Origin of the sequence: Pseudoalteromonas sp. ND6B, assembly GCF_000764215.1 — a bacterium.
GTDB classification, from domain to species: Bacteria; Pseudomonadota; Gammaproteobacteria; order Enterobacterales; family Alteromonadaceae; genus Pseudoalteromonas; species Pseudoalteromonas tetraodonis.
In genome coordinates this window covers 1-19,294 of record NZ_JQFL01000034.1, presented here as the reverse complement: position 1 = coordinate 19,294, position 19,294 = coordinate 1, and the positions used below count along the sequence as shown (strand labels likewise).

At 37.0% G+C, this 19,294-nt stretch carries 16 protein-coding genes; 15 read left to right on the top strand and 1 reads right to left on the bottom strand.

Features of this window, described 5'->3' with window-relative positions; genetic code table 11:
- The first annotated feature begins 37 nt into the window (after window positions 1–37).
- From ND6B_RS11070 to ND6B_RS11135, 15 genes are all read left to right on the top strand, one after another.
- Window positions 38–805: a glycoside hydrolase family 16 protein gene (locus tag ND6B_RS11070; protein ID WP_051686711.1), complete on the top strand. Its 768-nt coding sequence runs from the start codon at window positions 38–40 to the stop codon at window positions 803–805.
- Between the two features lie 29 nt (window positions 806–834).
- Window positions 835–1,788, top strand: a complete 954-nt coding sequence (locus ND6B_RS11075) for a glycosyltransferase family 2 protein (protein WP_051686710.1) — start codon at window positions 835–837, stop codon at window positions 1,786–1,788.
- On the top strand, window positions 1,788–3,266 hold the full coding sequence (locus tag ND6B_RS11080; RefSeq protein ID WP_051686709.1) for an oligosaccharide flippase family protein: 1,479 nt from the start codon (window positions 1,788–1,790) through the stop codon (window positions 3,264–3,266). The genes ND6B_RS11075 and ND6B_RS11080 overlap by 1 nt, the downstream gene beginning before the upstream one ends.
- A 1-nt stretch (window position 3,267) precedes the next feature.
- Window positions 3,268–4,152, top strand: a complete 885-nt coding sequence (locus ND6B_RS11085) for a polysaccharide pyruvyl transferase family protein (RefSeq protein WP_033103291.1) — start codon at window positions 3,268–3,270, stop codon at window positions 4,150–4,152.
- An 89-nt stretch (window positions 4,153–4,241) separates the two neighbouring features.
- A complete protein-coding gene (locus tag ND6B_RS19770) occupies window positions 4,242–5,255 on the top strand; it encodes a glycosyltransferase family 2 protein (protein ID WP_051686708.1) in 1,014 nt (337 codons plus the stop codon).
- Between the two features lie 20 nt (window positions 5,256–5,275).
- Complete coding sequence (locus tag ND6B_RS11090) at window positions 5,276–6,187, top strand: glycosyltransferase (protein ID WP_033103290.1); 912 nt, start codon at window positions 5,276–5,278, stop codon at window positions 6,185–6,187.
- A gap of 17 nt (window positions 6,188–6,204) precedes the next feature.
- Window positions 6,205–7,125: a glycosyltransferase family 2 protein gene (locus tag ND6B_RS11095; protein ID WP_033103289.1), complete on the top strand. Its 921-nt coding sequence runs from the start codon at window positions 6,205–6,207 to the stop codon at window positions 7,123–7,125.
- 668 nt (window positions 7,126–7,793) lie between these two features.
- Complete coding sequence (locus ND6B_RS11100; RefSeq protein ID WP_033103288.1) at window positions 7,794–10,028, top strand: choice-of-anchor A family protein; 2,235 nt, start codon at window positions 7,794–7,796, stop codon at window positions 10,026–10,028.
- Between the two features lie 107 nt (window positions 10,029–10,135).
- Window positions 10,136–10,534, top strand: a complete 399-nt coding sequence (locus tag ND6B_RS11105; protein WP_033103287.1) for a hypothetical protein — start codon at window positions 10,136–10,138, stop codon at window positions 10,532–10,534.
- A gap of 190 nt (window positions 10,535–10,724) precedes the next feature.
- On the top strand, window positions 10,725–12,128 hold the full coding sequence (locus ND6B_RS11110) for an undecaprenyl-phosphate glucose phosphotransferase (RefSeq protein WP_033103286.1): 1,404 nt from the start codon (window positions 10,725–10,727) through the stop codon (window positions 12,126–12,128).
- Window positions 12,112–13,326 (top strand): outer membrane beta-barrel protein, encoded by a 1,215-nt coding sequence (locus ND6B_RS11115; RefSeq protein ID WP_033103285.1) that lies wholly within the window; start codon window positions 12,112–12,114, stop codon window positions 13,324–13,326. Before ND6B_RS11110 ends, ND6B_RS11115 begins: the two co-directional genes overlap by 17 nt.
- A complete protein-coding gene (locus ND6B_RS11120; RefSeq protein WP_033103284.1) occupies window positions 13,323–13,844 on the top strand; it encodes a polysaccharide biosynthesis/export family protein in 522 nt (173 codons plus the stop codon). Before ND6B_RS11115 ends, ND6B_RS11120 begins: the two co-directional genes overlap by 4 nt.
- A 24-nt stretch (window positions 13,845–13,868) precedes the next feature.
- Window positions 13,869–16,076 (top strand): GumC family protein, encoded by a 2,208-nt coding sequence (locus ND6B_RS11125; protein WP_033103283.1) that lies wholly within the window; start codon window positions 13,869–13,871, stop codon window positions 16,074–16,076.
- An 11-nt stretch (window positions 16,077–16,087) separates the two neighbouring features.
- Window positions 16,088–16,816, top strand: coding sequence for a tyrosine-protein phosphatase (locus ND6B_RS11130; protein ID WP_033103282.1), 729 nt, complete (start codon window positions 16,088–16,090; stop codon window positions 16,814–16,816).
- Complete coding sequence (locus ND6B_RS11135; protein WP_033103281.1) at window positions 16,809–17,522, top strand: VpsP family polysaccharide biosynthesis protein; 714 nt, start codon at window positions 16,809–16,811, stop codon at window positions 17,520–17,522. The genes ND6B_RS11130 and ND6B_RS11135 overlap by 8 nt, the downstream gene beginning before the upstream one ends.
- A 609-nt stretch (window positions 17,523–18,131) precedes the next feature.
- On the opposite strand, the gene ND6B_RS11140 is transcribed toward ND6B_RS11135, so the two are convergent.
- Entirely contained in the window at window positions 18,132–18,503 is a 372-nt protein-coding gene (locus ND6B_RS11140; protein WP_033103280.1) for a GxxExxY protein, read from the bottom strand.
- Window positions 18,504–19,294: the final 791 nt, after the last annotated feature.

Below are 19,294 nucleotides of genomic sequence, written 5' to 3'. Positions count from 1 at the left end.
TACCTCACTATTTTTATGTCTTTTTTTTTCACAGAGCGTGTTTGCAAGTGTTGGAAGCTTAATTTGGAATGATGAATTTAACGTTGATGGGCTACCTGATAGTAGTAAATGGCATTACGAACAAGGGTATGTTCGTAATGGCGAAGCTCAACGATATGAAAAAGCAAATAGCTCAAATAGCCGAATAGAAAATGGATTTTTAATAATAGAGTCGCATTATCAACCTGCTAAAAAACCAGAAAATCTATGGCAGTATTTGTTTGATGAACAGCCAAAAGATAGATACAGCTCAGCAAGCTTAACAACAGAGCACTTACCAGGCTTTGGGTATGGTCGAATTGAGGTCAGGGCTAAGCTACCAATGGGGCGTGGTGTCTGGCCTGCTATTTGGTTGCTTGGTAGTAATATAAAACAAGTGGGTTGGCCGATGTGTGGCGAGATTGATATTATGGAGTATGTTGGTTTTGAACCAGACAAAATTCACTCAGCTATTCATACAAGTAACCGAAACCATAGAAAGAATAATGCAGCTAATGGTTCTTTAAGAGTCAATAATCTTGCAAATGAGTTTAAGGTATATAGTGTTGAGCGCACTGCCGAACGCATTGATTTTTATATTGATAATATACTGCATTACAGCTACCAGAAAGAAGACAATACCATTAGCTCTTGGCCATTTGATCAACCAATGTATCTAATTATTAACTTAGCTATTGGTGGAGGCTGGGGTGGAAGAAAAGGAATCGATAACACTATTTTTCCACAACAGTTTGTAATTGATTACGTGAGAATTTATGAGTACTAGTAGAGTGCTTGCATGTTTAAGGGATTTAAATGTTTAAAAATCAAAAGGTCGCTGTCATTATTGCGGCTTACAATGCTGATAAAACGTTAGCGAGAGCAATTGAATCAGTTATTGATGATGAATGTGTTGCGCAAGTAATTGTAGTTGACGACTGCTCAACTGATACAACAATGGATATTGCAAAACATTATCAAAATTTACATGACAAAGTGACAGTATACTCAACAGGCGCTAATAGTGGCCCCTCCAAAGCAAGAAATATTGCTTTGCAGCATTGCACATCTGATTGGGTAACCGTCCTTGATTCTGACGACTTTATTGAAGCTGGACGCTACCAAAAATTGTTAGCAAATAGTGACGGCTACCAATTGGTTGCTGATGATCAATACAGAGTTATTGAGGGTCAACCTCTTTCAACAAAAACTGAAATGATGGGTAAAAGTTATCATTTTCCAAGAGATATCAGGTTATCTGAGTTTATTGTTTCTAATATCAGTCAAAAAGGTAAAGATCGTCAAGAGTTAGGTTTTATAAAACCTATTATAAAGCGTGATTTTCTCGTTAAAAATAAACTGGCTTATCAAGAAAGTATGCGCTTGGGTGAAGATTACGAATTATATTGCCGTTGTCTTGCATTGGGGGCTAAATTAAAACTGATTGAAGCTTGTGGCTATGTTGCACTGGTACGTGAAAACTCTTTATCTGGCAATCATAGTTTGCACGACTTAATACAACTGCGAGATTGTGACTATAATATGACGCTATCATTGCCTGTATCAGTTGAGGAATCTCAGTTGTTGAGGCAGCATGCAGATAGTATTAATGTCAAAATTCAATGGATAGAGTTCTATACCTCATTGAAAAACCTAAAAGTAGCTTCTAGCTTAAAAGCGTTGTTTAATTCTTTTTCAGCTTTAATTTATATTATTGGTCAGTTAAAAAATGAATTTATAAAACGTGTTGTTAAGAGAACTGCTAATTAATGGAAAATTCATCTAAAGGGATATTTTGGCTGTTTTTTAGCAAGTTTTTCCCCCCTATTATCAACTTTAGTGTATTTGCTTATACGGCGCGCATACTTGCACCTGAAGACTTTGGTCTGGTAGCGCTTGCATTAGCGATTATTTTTATCGCCAGTAGCTTTATGCCATCAGGTTGGCGTGATGCAATCATTAAATACCAAATTGAAGATGTACTTACAATCAGTAGTATTTTTTGGTTAAATTTGGCTGTATCGCTGTTTTTGTCTGCCATTATTGTCGGTTTTTCTTTACTGTCCTTTTTTGATTTTCAAAGCCAAACCTTTAATTTAGCCATTATGGTCTTCTGTTTAAAACTCATTTTTGATGGGCTTTTTTATACATTAAACATAGTGTTATTAAAGCAGCAGTTATATTCTCTAATTGCGCTGCGCACAATATTTTCTGCGGTTATATCTGCGGTTATTATTATTGCATTGTTGTTGTTAGATTTTGGCGTATGGGCTTTAATTTGGGCACAAGCTATTTTGTCTATCGCTAACTTTTTTGCTGTATATTTACCCACCAGAAAACTGGTTACCTTTCAATTTTCACTGGCAAGTATAGTTAAGCTCAACAGTTTCGCTACTTATTCTACGCTTACCAATGGAGTTACTTCAGCGTTAAATCATTATGAATCAGTAATAATTGGCGCTGTGCTAGGTAAGCGAGAACTGGGTTTTTATAATGTCGCTAAACGGCTCTCTACTATTATTAGTGATATCTTTATAGGTACTGTAAGCGAAATTAGCTTTCCTCTTTTAGCTAAAAAACAAGAAGAGTTAATAGAGTTTAGAAAAGCTTTTATGAACTCGGTTTATTTTTCGGTGCTGTGTTTATTTCCGCTGTTTACCTTTTGTTTTATCAATAGCGAAAGAATATTTTTATTATTATTTACCGAAAAATGGCTAAATGCAGTGGTAGTTTTTCAAGCTTTTTGTATCATGTTTGCTTTTATTATTTTAGGCATACCACAAAAAAATATTATTATATTAAGTAACCACGCGAAATGGTGGTTTCAATTACAGGTTAAACTATCGTTAATTATTGTGCCGCTTACTGCTGCAAGTGCTTATTGGGGGTTAAATAGCTTGTTAATAGTATTAGTACTAGGTAAGTGTTTAAATTGCTCTGTATCAATGTGGAAGTCATGCCAGCTGTTATCTCTTAATATAAAAGAGTATATTGCCAATTTTATAGTGCCCTTAATTTGTTGTATCGTCGCGGCAATTACAACCTCGCTGATAACTCAGTTTATTCCACCGTTCAAGTTTATATTATTAGATATTATTATTTCAGCCACCATCTTTTTTATAACCTATTTAGCTCAGTTACTTTTATTTGATAGAAAAAAATTAGTCAACATTGGTTTAATATTATTGCCCAATAATCACCATTTAATCATGCTTGCTAAAAAACTTAATATTCAGGAACCTCAATAACATGAAACTTACTTTTTACAAAGGCGATACTCCCAACTTTGGCGATGACTTAAATAATATTATGTGGGATGCATTGGTTGCCCCTGGCTTTTTTGATGATAACGACGACGAGCTTTTTTTAGGGATTGGTTCAATATTATGGGATTATTTACCTAAAACGCCTAAAAAAATTGTTATGGGCTCTGGATACGGTGGTTACTCTGGTAAACCAAACTTACAAGATGGCAGTTGGGATGTTGCCTTTGTGCGCGGCCCCAGAACGGCCAAGGCACTAAATTTAGACCCCAAATTAGCGATTACCGATGCTGCTATTTTAACTCGGTTTATGAATTTGCCAGCTCAGACTAAAAAATACAAAGTAAGTTTTATGCCACATTGGGAAAGTATTTCCCGTGGTAACTGGCAAAGGGTATGTGAGCATGCTGGAATAAATTATATAGATCCTACAGATCCAAATGTGTTGGCTTCGTTACAAGCCATACAGCAAACTGAATTATTAATAACAGAGGCTATGCATGGCGCTATTTTAGCCGATACGCTTCGAGTTCCATGGTTAGCATTAGAGCCTATTTTCCCACTACACAGGAATAAATGGTTTGATTGGTCAGAATCAATGTCAATTGATCTTAAATTTAATGCAACGCCAAGTTCCTCTATTAAAGATTTATGGTCATATAAAACTGGCAACCGTGGTGTAGGGAAATTTAGCCAACAGTTAGGTAATTTATTTAGCTTTACCGATTCGTATTTTATTGATAAAGCTGCAGAAAACCTATCAATGCTTGCTAAAAAGCATGGGCAACTCAGTGATGATCAGGTTTTTATTAACAAATCAAACATGGCTTTTGATAAATTATCTCAATACTGCAAAATCAAAAGTTTATAGCAATCAATTACCTCGGATTTATGTTTAAGCTCGTGGTTATCTAATATAAATAGTCTTGTGGTTAGGCAAAGGCTAAACAGGAAAATATTATGTTTAAGTATAACATTGGTGTGGTGATCCCTTTTTATCAAAGAGAGCAAGGTATACTCGCGAAAGCTCTGTTATCAATTGCCGCGCAACAAGTAGAAAGTACAGAATTTACGATTGTAATTGTAGATGATGGCTCTCCTATACCAGTTGATGAAGAACTTGCTTCTGTGGCGTTACCTGAACATTGTCGCATAGAGTTAATCACGCAAAAAAATGCAGGGCCAGCAGTTGCCAGAAACACCGCATTAGATTACCTGCAACAGTGTGAAATTAGTACTGTTGCTTTTTTAGACTCAGATGATGTTTGGAAAGAACAACATATTGCAGAAGCGTTATCAGCGTTATCATCAGGTGCGGGATTTTATTTTTGCGATCATAGCCGTTTTAATACAACGCACTCTTGGTTCGCTTCATTGGATTGCTTTAAACATTGGGATGATACGGCTGCCGCTTATGACATTAAGCTAAGTACAGATAAACAATTAGCTGAGCTATCAGGTGCTAATTGTTTTAACTTATTTATTAAAGATTATTTAAGCCAAACCTCGTGTATTGTTTATGATTTTAAATCGCAACCTGATGCACGTTTCGATCCGTCTTTAGTTAGTGCCGGAGAAGACTTTTTTCTCTGGTTACAATTGGTGAGTAACTGCAAAAAAGTAATCTTTTCATTTAATAAAAATACTCATTGTGGTGAAGGAGTAAACATTTATTTTGATTCGTTTGATTGGGGCAAGCTTGCTTCATCAACACAAATAGGGTGTGAATTTATCTTATTTAAAATGATACTGTCTACCTTCTCGTTACAAAAAAGTGAGCATGATTATATTAAGCAAGCGGCTGAATACCACCTTAACCTTTATTCTTATTTGATGATGAAACATTTAATCACAAGAGTAGGTTTTAACCGCCGCTTAGCAAAAATTTTACTAAAAAAGTTCCCATTTTCTATGCTCTCTGTACCATTTCGTTTTATTAGAGCGGCTGTGAATAGGAAAGTTCTTCAAAAATAAAACTGCTATTAACTAAAATAATGAAAAAAATTATTGTAGCCACTCTAACAACAGGCACACGAAACGCCACTTTTAATGAGTGTTTAAAAAGCTTACAGGTGTTAACTAATATCAGCGGATATCAAATAGATATTTTAGTTGTTGAGAATAACCAATATCCAGATGAGCACGTGCGAAAAATTATTAATACATTTGATAAAAGTGAAAGGTGTGTGCAGCATTTACTTGAGCCGATACGGGGAATACCTCATGCAAGAAATGCAGCATTGAACTTTGCGAAAGACAAAGGGTATAACTATTTAGCATTTATAGACGATGATGCTTTTGCTTCCCTAGATTGGATTAAAACATTAGTTAAGGTGAATAAAAACGCGCACGTTACCGCTGGCCCACAGTTAGCAATTTTTCCAGAAGGAACCAGTTCATTTTATCGAAATGCTGTTATATATCATGAGCGGAAAGTAACTGATGGAGCTGCAATAAAGTGGGCGGCAACTAATAATATCCTGATAGATATATATTTTATAAAAGAGAATAAACTTAGTTTTAACCCAGAGCTTATTAATGGCGGCGAAGATAAAGAGTTGTTTTTACGGGTTAACAAGTTAGGCGGTAAGCTTGTATGGAGTGAAAGTGCTGTTGTAAGTGAATATATTGCACAAAGCCGCCTATCGGTTGCATGGGCGATGCGGAGAACGTTTAGAATTGGCGCTACCGGCTTTATGATAGAATCTGCAATTAGAGCGCCTTTTGAAAACTATATAACCTGTATTGTTAAAGGCTCACTTTATTTAGCTAAAGGCCTGTTGTTTTTGCCTTATCATGCGTTATCACCTAAGAGTTCGTTGTTGAATTCTTTATGTGATCTATCTCATGGGGTTGGTTTTTTTTATGGCTTATTTAGTAAAGGCCGAGTTAGTAAGTATACGTAATTTATTTAGGATTAATAATGTCAAACGCTATTGATGTTTCAATTGTAATTGCCGCATGGAATGCACAGGATTTTATTTTAACCGCGATTAATTCTGCTTTGTCACAAAAAGGGGTTTCGGTTGAAGTGTTAGTGGTTGATGATGCATCAAGCGATTCTACCTGTAATGTGGTTGAATCGGTTGAAGATTCTCGTGTCAAGCTTCTTCGTTCTGAGAAAAATGGTGGTCCAGGCGCTGCGAGAAATATCGGCTTTGCTGCAGCGCAAGGGAAATGGATTGCTGTATTAGATTCAGATGATGCAATGCATGAAAGTAGGTTAACAAATATGCTGAGTGCGGCTCCTGTCACCGCTGATGTTCTAATCGATAATTTTTGTGAATTAAATAGTGATGGTGTAATTTCTAAGCCTTTTTATTCATCATCTGACTTACCCTTAGGTGATTTAAGTTTATCGTTTCTTATAAAAACTAATCTCGTATTTTCAAATATTAAATCAACAGGTTATGTTAAACCTTTATTTAAAAATGAGTTTGTTAAAGAAAAGGGTGTTCAATACTGGCCTGAAGTTAGAATTGGTGAAGACTATTATTTTTTAGCGAGTTGCTTGGCAAGTGGTGCAAATGCACACGTACTTGATCAGGCTGGTTATATTTATACTATTCGTGATGGCTCTATATCAAGCAAAATGGAAGTGGCACACATTAGTAAACTGCTATGTTTTGATAAGAAGTTTACGCAGGAATATCAGTTAACAGAATCAGCGCTAAGCGCACAGCAAGCTCGTTATAAAAACTTAAACCGAGCTTATTATTATTTATTGTTGGTAGAACAAATTAAAACACGCCAATTTCTTCCTGCTTTACTTAACATCCTTAAAAACCCTTCAAGTGCTTTGTTGTTAAGCCTACCCATTAAGAAAAGGTTATTCTTTTGGTAAAAAACTTATGATCAAATAGTTGTTATTAATAGATTCAACGGGTTGGATTATTTAGATTAAGTTGTGCAATGCGTCGAATTTGTATTGCCCACTTTTTATTCGATAAATAAAATAATAATTTTTATGTGTTCTCCAGTATAAAGTAATGGCTAACAACAAGTATTCGTAAATGGCTTCTATTCAATCTCTTCAGTTAAATTTTAATATAAAATACCTTAATGAGTAATTAGTATAGCGGTCAAATAAAAGACTAAGCATGATTAATTAACAACTCAGATTTTTCTTAAGAAATACCTTTTTTAACTACCTTTTAAAATATCAAATTTAAATAAATAAAAATTATGATGTAAGTTTTTTGGCTTAGTCTGTCTTTAGTATTTAATAATAAGCGTTGAAATTTATGCAACAAAAAATTAACATTTAACAGTACTTTTGGGTTCATATTTGTTATTTTTAATTATTTTTTTGACTTTAATTTACTCTAAGTCATTGATTTTAGCTTTTTGTTCCTTTTTAAGGGGTGGTTAATTGGTACTTTTGTAGTGTTTTTGTTCCTTTTGATTTTATTTGTGTATATAATGTTCACCAGAATTCGATGGATTAACTTTCGTTAAACAAATGACTTTAATTTGGTGCCATTAATGCACTTTTTCATTTTGAGGGAAAAAATGACTAACTCACTATTAAAATTTAAAAAATTGAGTGCAGTGATCGCACTTACTTTAGCCAGTTCTTCAACGCTAGCCGCAGACTTAGGCGTCGCCAATAATTTTTCAGCATTTGTTTTTAACGATTTTAAATCGAACTTTGGCCGTGCTGACGGCGCAATTGCAGCCGGTGAAATAGACCTTAAAGGGTACAGTGTAGGTTACAGACGCCCTTCAAACCCAGGTGAATACTATTTAGTTAGTGAGTCAAGTATAGACTTTAAATATGGTCGCCAATATGTAGGTAGTATGGTTGCTAGCGGTGGTACGGATGTTAACTGGGCTGTGCGTTGGGGTATGGAACGAGGCTCTCAAATTTTATCTAATCAAGAACAATCGGCACTACCATTTAATTTTGATGAGCAAGAACAATATTACAAAGATTTAAGCGTCCAATTAAGTGAACTTAACGCTACAGGTTCTGTATCAAGCAAATGGGGTGGCCTTTACTTACAAGGTGATGGCAGCTCTGATACACAAGTATTTAATTTAGATGCACGTGAATTTGCTAAAGCGCATACTTTTAAGGTGTGGGGAATACCAAGCGATGCAACTGTAGTTTTTAACATTACAGGCGATGACAACGTAAATGTTAAAGGTAAAAGCTTTGCATGGTTACGTGCCCATGCAACTAAAACCGTATTCAACTTTACTAATGCACAAAAGCTAGACATTAAAGGCAACCGTTGGGAAGGTGTTATATTGGCACCTTACGCAGACATTAGAGGTGTTTACGGTACAGCAAAAATGCCAGTTATTGGCCAAAGCTTTTATGGTTCTATGGCATTGTTAGGTGGCGAGTTTAATGGTGAATTACCCGCATTAGCTGAACCCATAGCACCATTTGCAATGGAACAAAAATGGAGTTGGAATTCTAGCGACTTTATGCCTGAATATAATCATGTAATGTCTACCCCTGCAGTTGTGCAATTAAACGATGATAATGGCGATGGTATAATTGACAATAAAGATGTAGCTGATGTAGTTGCTGTTACCTTCAAAAAAGATAGTTACTCTCGCGGTATCGTAAGAGCATTAAGCGGTATTGATGGCTCAGAGTTGTGGGATTATTCGCAAGGCGCGATTAAAGCGGATGCTACATATTCACCTGCTGCAGCTGATTTTGACGGTGATGGCATTGTTGAAATTGTGGTTGCCAGTCGTTGGCCTAATGAATCGGGTAATAGTATTATATCGGTTATCGATAATCAGGGTGTGATTAAAAAGCAAATAACAAAAGCGAATGCACCTGATTGGGAAACTGTGGGCAATATTGACATAGCAGATATTAACAATGATGGATCTTTAGAGTTCACCTTGGGTAATGCGGTTTATAACTATGATACAGGTGCATTATTTGAGTTTAATGTAAATTGGTCACCGTCATCAATAATGTTTGATTCAAACAATGATGGCGCACAAGAAATTTTTGCACGAGGGCAGTTGCACGATAATAACGGTGCTGTACTTTGGGAATACGGACAAGAAAGTGAGCTTTGGTTTTCGTCTATAGCAGATATTGACAGTGATGGCCAGCCAGAGGTTATTCTATCAGTCCCTTATTCAATTTCAGAAACTGATATGATTCGCCTGGTCGCATTAGAAGCTAACGGTAACGTAAAATGGGAAGTTGACACTGGTTCAATCGCAGGAGGCGGCGCACAAGCTATTTCAAACTTCTTAGGTTCAAAAAATCTAGGCATTGTCTATGCTGGTTACAATGCGGTTTCTATGTTTGATAAAGATGGGCAATTAGTTTGGTCTGTGCCTAACAAAGACAGTAGCGGTAGAATTGGTGTGAGCGCCTATGACTTTAATGGCGATGGCATTGATGAAGTAATAGTACAAAATCATCTAACAGTTCGCGTTTTAAATGGCCTTAATGGTGAAGTGTTATCGACAGTTGCAAACTCAACAGCGTCACTTTGGGAATATCCTATAGTGGTTGACTTAGCCGGTGATAACAATGCCGAGCTAATTACGGTTTCTAATAGTCATGATAGTCGTTATAACATTAACAATGGTGTGACTGTGTATGGTGCTGTTGAAGGTGCTAAACCATGGGAAAATGCAACCCGCATTTGGAACCAGCACTCTTTTCACCAAACTAATATTAACCAAAATGGAACTGTACCAACAGTAGAGTTACCAAGTTGGTTAAACAATAATAGTTACCGCTCTAGTACTATTAAATAAAAAGTACTTTTAGCAAATAAAAAGCCAATTAACTTTTAATTGGCTTTTTATTATTAAATAGTTGTTTAAAATAATTGGCAATTATTTACGTTTAATTTGAGGCTTTTTTGTCAAACTTACAGCAAGACCCAGCAATTAGAAGTTTACTAAATCGGATGCCTAAAAGCATTCAAACGACCTTTACCGATGATCAGCTCGCCCATTTAAAAATAGCCATTGGTGCTAGGCAATGGGGTAACCATGCAGTTGATTGTAGAGGTGTTATTAAGCTATTTAAATACCGTTATTACTATGTAGTATTAGCAGGGCGAAATAAGCGAGAATTAAGCGCTAAAGAGCAGAGAATAGCAAAGCTTGGACAAGCTTTAGTGTTAAGTGTTGTTTTAACGTTAAGTGTTCTACTTATGTTGTTAATAACCTACTTGGTTAAGTCGGCATTAGGTATAGATATTTTTGAAGGGTATTCTTTTGGTGTTTGGGGTTGGTTTAAGGGACTATTTAATTAGGCAAAGCCATACGATAGCTATTAAATATAAATTTATTAGTAAACTAATGCATAGTAGATAACTTTTACAGGCATAAAAATTAGTACTTTTGTCGGAATCAGCAATTGAACAAAACTTGCTGATGCTATATGATCGCTTTGGATTTTGTGGGGTCAACTCACACTGAATTAGCTACAAGGAATTAAGCAAAATGACATCTCCAAGGACTTTTAAACCTTCAGGTTCCTCTGATGCCAATTTTTACCGATTATTTGATATATTTGCGCTGTTTTTAGCTTTTCAGTGCGCAGCCTTATTCTACAGTTTTAAACTCACTCCTATTTATGTCGTTTCAGCCTTAACTGTTGCATTAATTTATTTGTACAGTGCCGAGCTATTTTCTACCTACCGCTCTTGGCGTGCGGGTAAATTTAGAACTATGGTGTTGTGTGCATGGGGCAGTGTTTTAATTGCCTTTGCGTTTTTGCTGGTTGTTTCTTTTTTATTTAAGTTTTCTGAGTCGCTCTCTCGCGTGGGAGTAGCTATTTGGTTTATGCTTAGCGTTTCGTATTTATATATTTGGCGTTTGGGTGTGTATTTGTATAAGCGCAATCGCCGCAAATTAGGATTGTCTCAACGCAATGTTGCTATTATTGGTGCTACAGAATCTGCTGCATACTTACATACTGAAATTGTAAAACACGATGAGTTAGGGTTTAACTTTAAAGGCTTTTACGACGACAGAAACCCAGAGCGCCTGTTTGAACAACTCGAACAACAAGGTGTTGAAGGTCGTATTCAAAGTGCGGTAGACGCAGCACGCAATGGCGACATAGACATACTTTACATTGCACTCCCTATGAAAGCACAAAAGCGAATAGCTGATATTTTATTACAGCTAGGCGATACCACTGTTGACGTGCACATAGTGCCAGACTTTTTATTGTCAAACTTGATACATGCCCGCATTGAACATGTAGGTGCTGTGGATACACTAAGCGTGTTTGAAGCACCATGTATTGGTGCCCACGAATTTATAAAGCGAACAGAAGATATAGTGGTTTCCACTATTATTGTTGCTTTAATTACTCCTGTATTATTAACGATTGCTGCCGCAATCAAGCTGACATCTAAAGGGCCCATAATATTTAAGCAAGATCGCTATGGCTTAGATGGGCAAAAAATAAAAGTCTGGAAGTTTCGCTCTATGACGGTAACCGAAAACAGCGATGTGGTGACCCAGGCAACAAAAAATGATGCCCGCATTACTCCATTAGGTGGTTTTTTACGCCGTACCAGCCTTGACGAACTGCCGCAATTTATAAATGTTTTAAAAGGCGATATGTCAATTGTTGGCCCAAGGCCACATGCGGTTGCACACAATGAAGAGTACCGAAAAAAAGTAGAGTTTTACATGTTTAGGCATAAAACCAAACCAGGCATTACCGGTTGGGCACAAATTAACGGCTGGCGCGGCGAAACCGATACTTTGGATAAAATGGCTAAGCGAGTTGAATACGATTTACATTACATTAAGCATTGGTCTTTATGGTTTGATGTTAAAATAATTTTTATGACAATTTTTAAGGGATTTAAAAGTGAAAATGCGTACTAATACAATTACACCTTTACTTGTTGCGTTAGGTTTATCAGCACCTGCATTGGCTGTAGAATTACAACCAGGCAGTGTAATGACCAAAGATGGCGCTGAGGTTACACCTATGCTGCAGCTGGGTGTAAGTAGCAACGACAACTTTTTTAGCACTCCAGAAAACACCGAGTCGCGTTTAATATGGAATATAGCGCCGAGTTTAGAAGCGCTTATTGAAGACGGCCCTGACAGCTATAAATTTGACATTGCATCAAGCACGTCGTTTCATAATAAAGACACCACTGATAATTTCACTCAAGTAAACTTGGGTGCAGGTGTACATAAAGAGTTCACTAGTCAACACCGTTTAGATGTTACAGGTAATGCTGACTGGTTATACGAGCAAAGAGGGGCTGGTTTAACTGAAGGTCAAGGCAGCGTTATAGCTGAACCAACACATTACCAACAACAAAACTTGGAAGCTCGCTACGAATACGGTGCACAAAGCTCTAAAGCACAGGTTGCTTTAACAGCAGGTTACTATAACAAAAACTATCAAAATTTTACTGCTGTGTCACAGTACCGTGATTACGATAAACCTATGTTGGGTATTATTGGTTATTACAATACCCAAGCAGGCACGCGTACCTTTTTAGAAGTAAAGCAAGAAAACTACCGTTATGATGTAATTGACTCAAACGGTATTACCCGTGACTCAGACGATGTAAAAGTATTATTAGGTATGGAGTGGGAAGCCACAGCCGTTACTACTGGTTCATTTAAAGTGGGTTACCAAAATAAAGATTTTGAGTCGAACCTGCGCGATAACTTTAGTGGTTTAAGTTGGGAAGCCGCTGCTGTTTGGAAGCCGCTTTCTTATTCTACGCTGCAACTGGTAACAAAACGCGCGGCAAAAGACCCTTTATTACAAGGTGATTACATTAAAGAGAGTGTTTATGGTGCTACGTGGCAGCATGATTGGAGCGACTATTTAAGCTCTGTAGTAAGCGCTAATTATGTAGAACAGCAATATTCAGGTAACTTAAACCGTAAAGACAAAGTTAAAAATGCTCGCTTAGGCTTAAATTATTTAGCTAGTAATTTTGGTATGGTAACGGGCTATGTTGATTTTATAGATCGTAACTCAACCCAAACTGATATTGAATTTGACCGCGTAATTGTAGGCCTTAACTTTACATTTGCATTAAAGGGAAATGAATGAAGGTTAGAATTTTAATAGGCTTAATATTGTTACTAAGCTTTGGTAGTTTTGCGAACGATTCGCAAAACTACATTTTAGGTGCGGGCGACAAAATTGAAATTAAAGTATTTGGTCAGCCAGGTTTAGATGTAACCTCACTGCTCGGCAATAGCGGTGATATTAATTACCCTTTTTTGGGTAAAGTTAAACTGGTGGGCTTAACTGTCGCACAAGTCGAGCAAACAATAAGCGAAGGCTTACAGCCTGATTATTTAGTTAACCCTAATGTTTATGCGCAGGTAGTAGAGTATCGACCTTTTTATATTCATGGAGAGGTTAAAAAGCCGGGTGGATACCCTTACCAACCTGCTATGACAGTAAACCAAGCAATAGCATTAGCCGGTGGGTTAACCGAGCGCGCCTCAGTTGATAAAATATTTATTTTTAAAGAGCAAACCAAACAGCAGCAACAAAAAGGTAGTTTAAACAGCCAAATTGCAGCGGGTGACACCATAAAAATAGAGCAGCGCTTGTTTTAAGCAGTTTAAGGCAGTAATTAAAAAATGAATACACACTCTGAAAAACCTAACAACAACGAGGAAGTTATTGATTTAGGTGCTTATCTTAATGTTATTAAGCAAAGTAAATGGAAAATATTAGGTTTTGCCATTGTAGTTACCTTATTAACTATAATGTTTGCGTTAACGTTAGTGCCTAAGTATGTGGCCACAGCCACTTTATTGATTGAGTCGGAGCAAACCAAAGCGGTCAGCTTTGATGAAATTTATGGCTTAGATTCTACTAAAAAAGAGTATTATTTAACCCAGTTTGAAATTATGAAATCAGATAGTATTGCCCGCGAGGTAATTACTAAACTTAATTTAAAAGATCACACAGATTTCATAGGTAAACCATCGCTTACTGGCGAGTTAAAAGGCATGGTTAAACAGTTACTGCCTTTTTTAAACAAAAAAGAAACCTCTGTTATTAGTCAAGAAGAACAGGCTGAACGACAAATGTTAGGTTTACTCGCTGGGTTTAAGTCTCGTTTAAATGTTTCACCTATACGCAATACCCAATTAGTGCGCGTAAGTTTTGAGTCGAGCGATCCGAAGTTGGCTGCGTTAGTCGCTAATACTGTGGGTGAGGCTTACATAGAAAGCCAAATGCGCGCTAAAATGGGTATTACTCAGCAGGCATCAAGCTGGTTAAATACGCGTTTATCTGAATTGCGTATACAACTAGATAGCTCTGAAGTGCGTTTGCAAGCCTATAGAGAAGAGCAAAAGCTAGTAGATATTGAAGGTATAGCAGGGCTGGTTACTCAAGAGCTTGAACAAATGTCTAAACAGTTAGTTGATGCGCGTGCGGCTAAAAATAACCTAGAAAGCATTAACCGTGTCATTAACGAATATGGTAACGAAAACATAGAGCTACTTGGGAGTATGCCTGAGATTACTTCACACCGTGTAGTACAAGATGTTAAACGCGAGGTGGTACTCGTTGAGCGTAAAGTCAGTGAGCTTGGCGAGGTTTATGGCCCTAAACATCCCAAAATGATCTCAGCTAAGGCTGAGCTTGCAACCGTAAAATCAAACCTTAATAAGCAAATTAAAGGTTTAATTACCGGTATAGAAAAAGAGCTCAATAGAACAACGCGGACTGTCAATGCGCTTGAGCGTGATTTAGCTAAAATTCGCGCTGAGTATCAAGAGATTACCCGCAAAGAAACCCAATATAATCAGTTAAAGCGTGAAGTTGAGACAAATCGTAATATTTTCAATACCTTTTTATCACGCTCTAAAGAAACCGAAGTAACCAGTGACTTCAGCTCAGCTGCCGCTCGTTTTACAGACCGTGCTTATGCACCAAACGAACCGAGCAAGCCTAACAAAAAGTTAATTGTTATTTTAGCCTTTGTTGCAAGTTTTGGTTTTGCAGTGGTAATGACCTTTGTTTTTGATGCCTTAAATGACACAGTTAAAAACAAAAACGATGTAGAAAATAAACTTGCGCAGCGTATGCTTGGATTATTGCCTCACGTTGCTATCCCTAAAAAGGGCTTTTTTCCGATTCATGCTTATTTGGAGGATACCTATCGTCGCTTTGCTGAGTCGGTACGTACCTTCCGCACTAGTTTATTGCTCACCCATTTAGATAGAGCGCATCAGGTTATTGCGGTTACCTCTACTGCCCCAGGAGAAGGTAAAACCACCACCTCTGCTAATTTAGCGATGTCGTTGGCACAAATGGGCAAGGTATTACTGATTGATGCAGACTTACGTAAACCAACGTTAGCTAAACGATTTGATATACCGGTATTTCACCCAGGTTTAAGTAATTTAATGATTGGTACAGATCAATTAGCTGAATGTGTGCATATTGATATTCAATCGGGTGTAACTATTATGCCAAGCGGTCAAATACCATCTAATCCACTTGAGCTTTTATCAAACCCACGTTTTGCTGAATTACTCACTGAGTTAAAAGCGCAGTACGATCATATTATTGTGGATACTCCGCCTACCCAAGCGGTAAGTGATGCATTAGTAATTGCGCAAAGTGTTGATTCGGTTGTGTATGTTGTTAAGTCAGACGTTACCCGTATTAAACCAATTACAGCTGGCCTTGAGCGTTTATTTGAAGTAAAAGCCCATGTTGCTGGTGTGGTACTTAACAAGGTAGATATGAGTAAATCTAAAGATGAGCATAGTCATGGCTACTATGATTATTACGATTACTCACAGCAACCTGAAAAGCCACAAGTGTAATTAAGTAATTTATGATTGATATTCATACGCATATTTTGCCGGGTATTGATGATGGCGCTAAAGATTTAACTGAATCTTTAGCGCTTTTAAAATTGGCTGAAAACGACGGTATTACTCATATGGTGGCAACGCCACATATACATGTGGGTCGCTTTAACAATGCGACTAATCAAATACAAAACGATTTACAAAGTTTAAAGCTAGAGGCACATAAAGAAGGTATTAATGTAAAATTAGCTGCCGCTGCAGAGGTACGTTTAGACGTAGAACTGATGGCAATGGTGATGGCTAATAAACTGCCTTTTATTGGTAAAATAGCAGACAAAAATGTGTTGTTATTGGAGTTACCGCATTCACACATGCCACAAGGTTACGATAAGTTTATACAGTGGCTCGCCAAACAAAACATACGCGTTATTATTCCGCACCCAGAGCGCAATCGCGATATTCAGTCCAACCTTTATTATATTCAACACTTAAAGCAGTTAGGCTGTGATTTTCAGTTAACAGCATCGAGTATTGAAGGGGAGTGGGGCGAAAGCGCACAAACTATAGCGTTACAAATGCTAAAAGATGGTTTAGTGAACTATGTTGCCTCTGATGCTCATTCAGTAAAGCGCCGACCGCCTATTTTAAGCCAAGCTAAAAATACAGTAGCGCAGTTAATAGGTGAAGAGCAGGCTACAGCGCTTTTTGTAACTAACCCGCTGCAATTAACCGAGAGCTTATTTAATGACTAAATTAAACATGGTCAAGGTAGTGCCTGCTGTTATTTTAGCTCTAATAGTGCTTGTAATTGCATATAGCAGCATGCAAAGTATGCGCGCTAATGCATGGTACTTTCATGCGCTTAATATTGTGCAAGAGTCGGATGGTACTTTATCTGGTTCATCGCTTCAAGCTGCAGAAAATGCGATTACGTTAGCTACGAATATGGATCCCGAGCATCCTCATTATTGGCATTTTTTAGCCCATATAAAATTACTAAGCCTCAGTGGTGTTGATACCACATCAAGTGATCAAGCCGAACAAGTTAAGCAAACATATCAACAAGCTGAGCAGGCGTTATTAAAGTCGGTTGAGCTTAGAGAAACTTGGGCGCAAACGTGGATGAGTTTGGCGCAGGTTGTAAGTTATCAAGAGGGACCAACAGAGCGGGTATACAATTATATTCAGCAAGCCAAAAAAGTTGGCCCGTATAAGTTAGATATTCATTTAGGTATTATTCAAATAGCTTTAATGCATTGGAGTGAACTACCACCTACCTACAAAGTCCTTTATGTGAATGAGCTTAAATTAGCCTCTAAATATGGTTATAAATTTTATGATGTGTTTAGTATGGCTGAGCAAATGAATCGTTTGCCAATAGTGTGTTTATCGCTGCAATTTGGTTCTCATTATGAGGCTATTAGAGGCAGTTGGATGTTTAATAAATACTGTGGTTAAAACACGCGCTACGAGCTTCGAGATATGGGCTGCGAGGTACGTGCTAAGGTCTCAGATCTTAGGGTTGCTTGTAGACGCATAGCTTGCTTGCGTAAGAAGCGCAGCTTCTATTTTTATCTTCTAAATGCTAAGTGTCTATAACTTCTTTTTTTTAAATAATTCACCAAGACCAAATTGCACTGAGAGAAGCGAATGAGAAGTAAATGAGAAAACACTAACGACTAGGTCTAGTTATTAATTAAAATATTCTGTATTTGTCACTATCTCTAAAAGCGCAGCGCCTCTTAACCCTTCTTGTTCATGATTTTCTTAGATTTAATTGTACTGAGAGAAGCGAATGAGAAGTAAATGAGAAACCAAAGCCACTAACCTAAGTACTAATTATTTTGTCACTACCTCTAAAAGCGCAGCGTCTCTTAGCCCTCTTTGTGCATAATTTTCTTAAAGATCTTATTGCACTGAGAGAAGGGAATGAGTAGTAAATGAGAAACCAAAGCCACTAACCTAAGTACTAATTATTTTGTCACTTCCTCTAAAAGCGCAGCGTCTCTTAGTCCTCTTTGTGCATCTTCACTTAAGAGAATATTAACTATCAAGTTGATTGAAAAATCATAAATTAAAGCGCTTGATACCATCAACCAACTTTAGTGTATTAAAGTTAATTAGTAAGCCCGTATTTATATTTGATAGCTTCATATATGTAATCAACTGCGCTGAGTGAATAGGTTGTAGTTTATCAACGGCCTTCAGTTCAATTATTAATTCATTTGGTAATAAAATATCCAATTTATAACCTGTTGCAATATATTGTTCCTTGTAAATTATTGGTAGTTCAACTTGATTTTTAATAAATAACCCAGCCTGACATAACTCATACATTAAACAAGATTCATAGCTTGACTCCAATAAGCCAGGGCCTAAAGTTTTGTGTACCTCTATTGCGCAGCCAATTACTGTTTGTGTTAACTCGTCAATGTGCATGATTATCCTTATTCAATGGTAACTTTAAGAGTTAGATTTTTTATTTCTACTTGTATTGATTTAAACTGATTATAGTTTAGTAAAGTAATTTATCCTTTACTCAACAATGCAAAGCTTACCTCACATAGAAAATTGTATGAGAAAACATTAAATACTAGGCCTAGTTATTAATTAAAATATTCTGTATTTGTCACGTCCTCTAAATCGCAGAGCCTTTTCATCCTTTATATGAATAATTTACTAAGACCTAATTGAACTGAGAGAAGCGAATGAGGAGCAAATGAGAAGATCAAACAGATCTTAGGTAGAGCTCATAACTTATAGACGCTGAGCTTGCCCGCGTGAGAAGTACAGCTTCTGATTTTTAAGTGTCATCCTCTAAAAGCGCAGCGTCTCTTAGCCCTCTTTGTGCATAATTTTCTTAAAGATCTTATTGCACTGAGAGAAGGGAATGAGTAGTAAATGAGAAATCAAAGCCACTAACCTAAGTACTAATTATTTTGTCACTACCTCTAAAAGTGCAGCGTCTCTTAGCCCTCTTTGTGCATAATTTTCTTAAAGATCTTATTGCACTGAGAGAAGGGAATGAGTAGTAAATGAGAAATCAAAGCGACTAACCTAAGTACTAATTATCGGAGTTTTTCAAGTTAGTTGTCGCCTCAAGTTAAATTTTATGCCGCCCGCATTTCTTCTTTTTTCTCAGGGTTTAAATTTACTTCATTTATCATTGACCAGTCTCGTGACTTCCCTGACCAACGGCTTGGGTTATTCAATTTAGCTGCGTCGTTTAC

Coding starts and splice junctions, on each gene's coding strand:
- ND6B_RS11075 (WP_051686710.1), top strand. CDS start 835: ATGTTTAAAAATCAAAAGGTCGCTGTCATTATTGCGGCTTACAATGCT.
- ND6B_RS11080 (WP_051686709.1), top strand. CDS start 1,788: ATGGAAAATTCATCTAAAGGGATATTTTGGCTGTTTTTTAGCAAGTTT.
- ND6B_RS11085 (WP_033103291.1), top strand. CDS start 3,268: ATGAAACTTACTTTTTACAAAGGCGATACTCCCAACTTTGGCGATGAC.
- ND6B_RS19770 (WP_051686708.1), top strand. CDS start 4,242: ATGTTTAAGTATAACATTGGTGTGGTGATCCCTTTTTATCAAAGAGAG.
- ND6B_RS11090 (WP_033103290.1), top strand. CDS start 5,276: ATGAAAAAAATTATTGTAGCCACTCTAACAACAGGCACACGAAACGCC.
- ND6B_RS11095 (WP_033103289.1), top strand. CDS start 6,205: ATGTCAAACGCTATTGATGTTTCAATTGTAATTGCCGCATGGAATGCA.
- ND6B_RS11100 (WP_033103288.1), top strand. CDS start 7,794: ATGACTAACTCACTATTAAAATTTAAAAAATTGAGTGCAGTGATCGCA.
- ND6B_RS11110 (WP_033103286.1), top strand. CDS start 10,725: ATGACATCTCCAAGGACTTTTAAACCTTCAGGTTCCTCTGATGCCAAT.
- ND6B_RS11120 (WP_033103284.1), top strand. CDS start 13,323: ATGAAGGTTAGAATTTTAATAGGCTTAATATTGTTACTAAGCTTTGGT.
- ND6B_RS11125 (WP_033103283.1), top strand. CDS start 13,869: ATGAATACACACTCTGAAAAACCTAACAACAACGAGGAAGTTATTGAT.
- ND6B_RS11130 (WP_033103282.1), top strand. CDS start 16,088: ATGATTGATATTCATACGCATATTTTGCCGGGTATTGATGATGGCGCT.
- ND6B_RS11135 (WP_033103281.1), top strand. CDS start 16,809: ATGACTAAATTAAACATGGTCAAGGTAGTGCCTGCTGTTATTTTAGCT.
- ND6B_RS11140 (WP_033103280.1), bottom strand. CDS start 18,503: ATGCACATTGACGAGTTAACACAAACAGTAATTGGCTGCGCAATAGAG.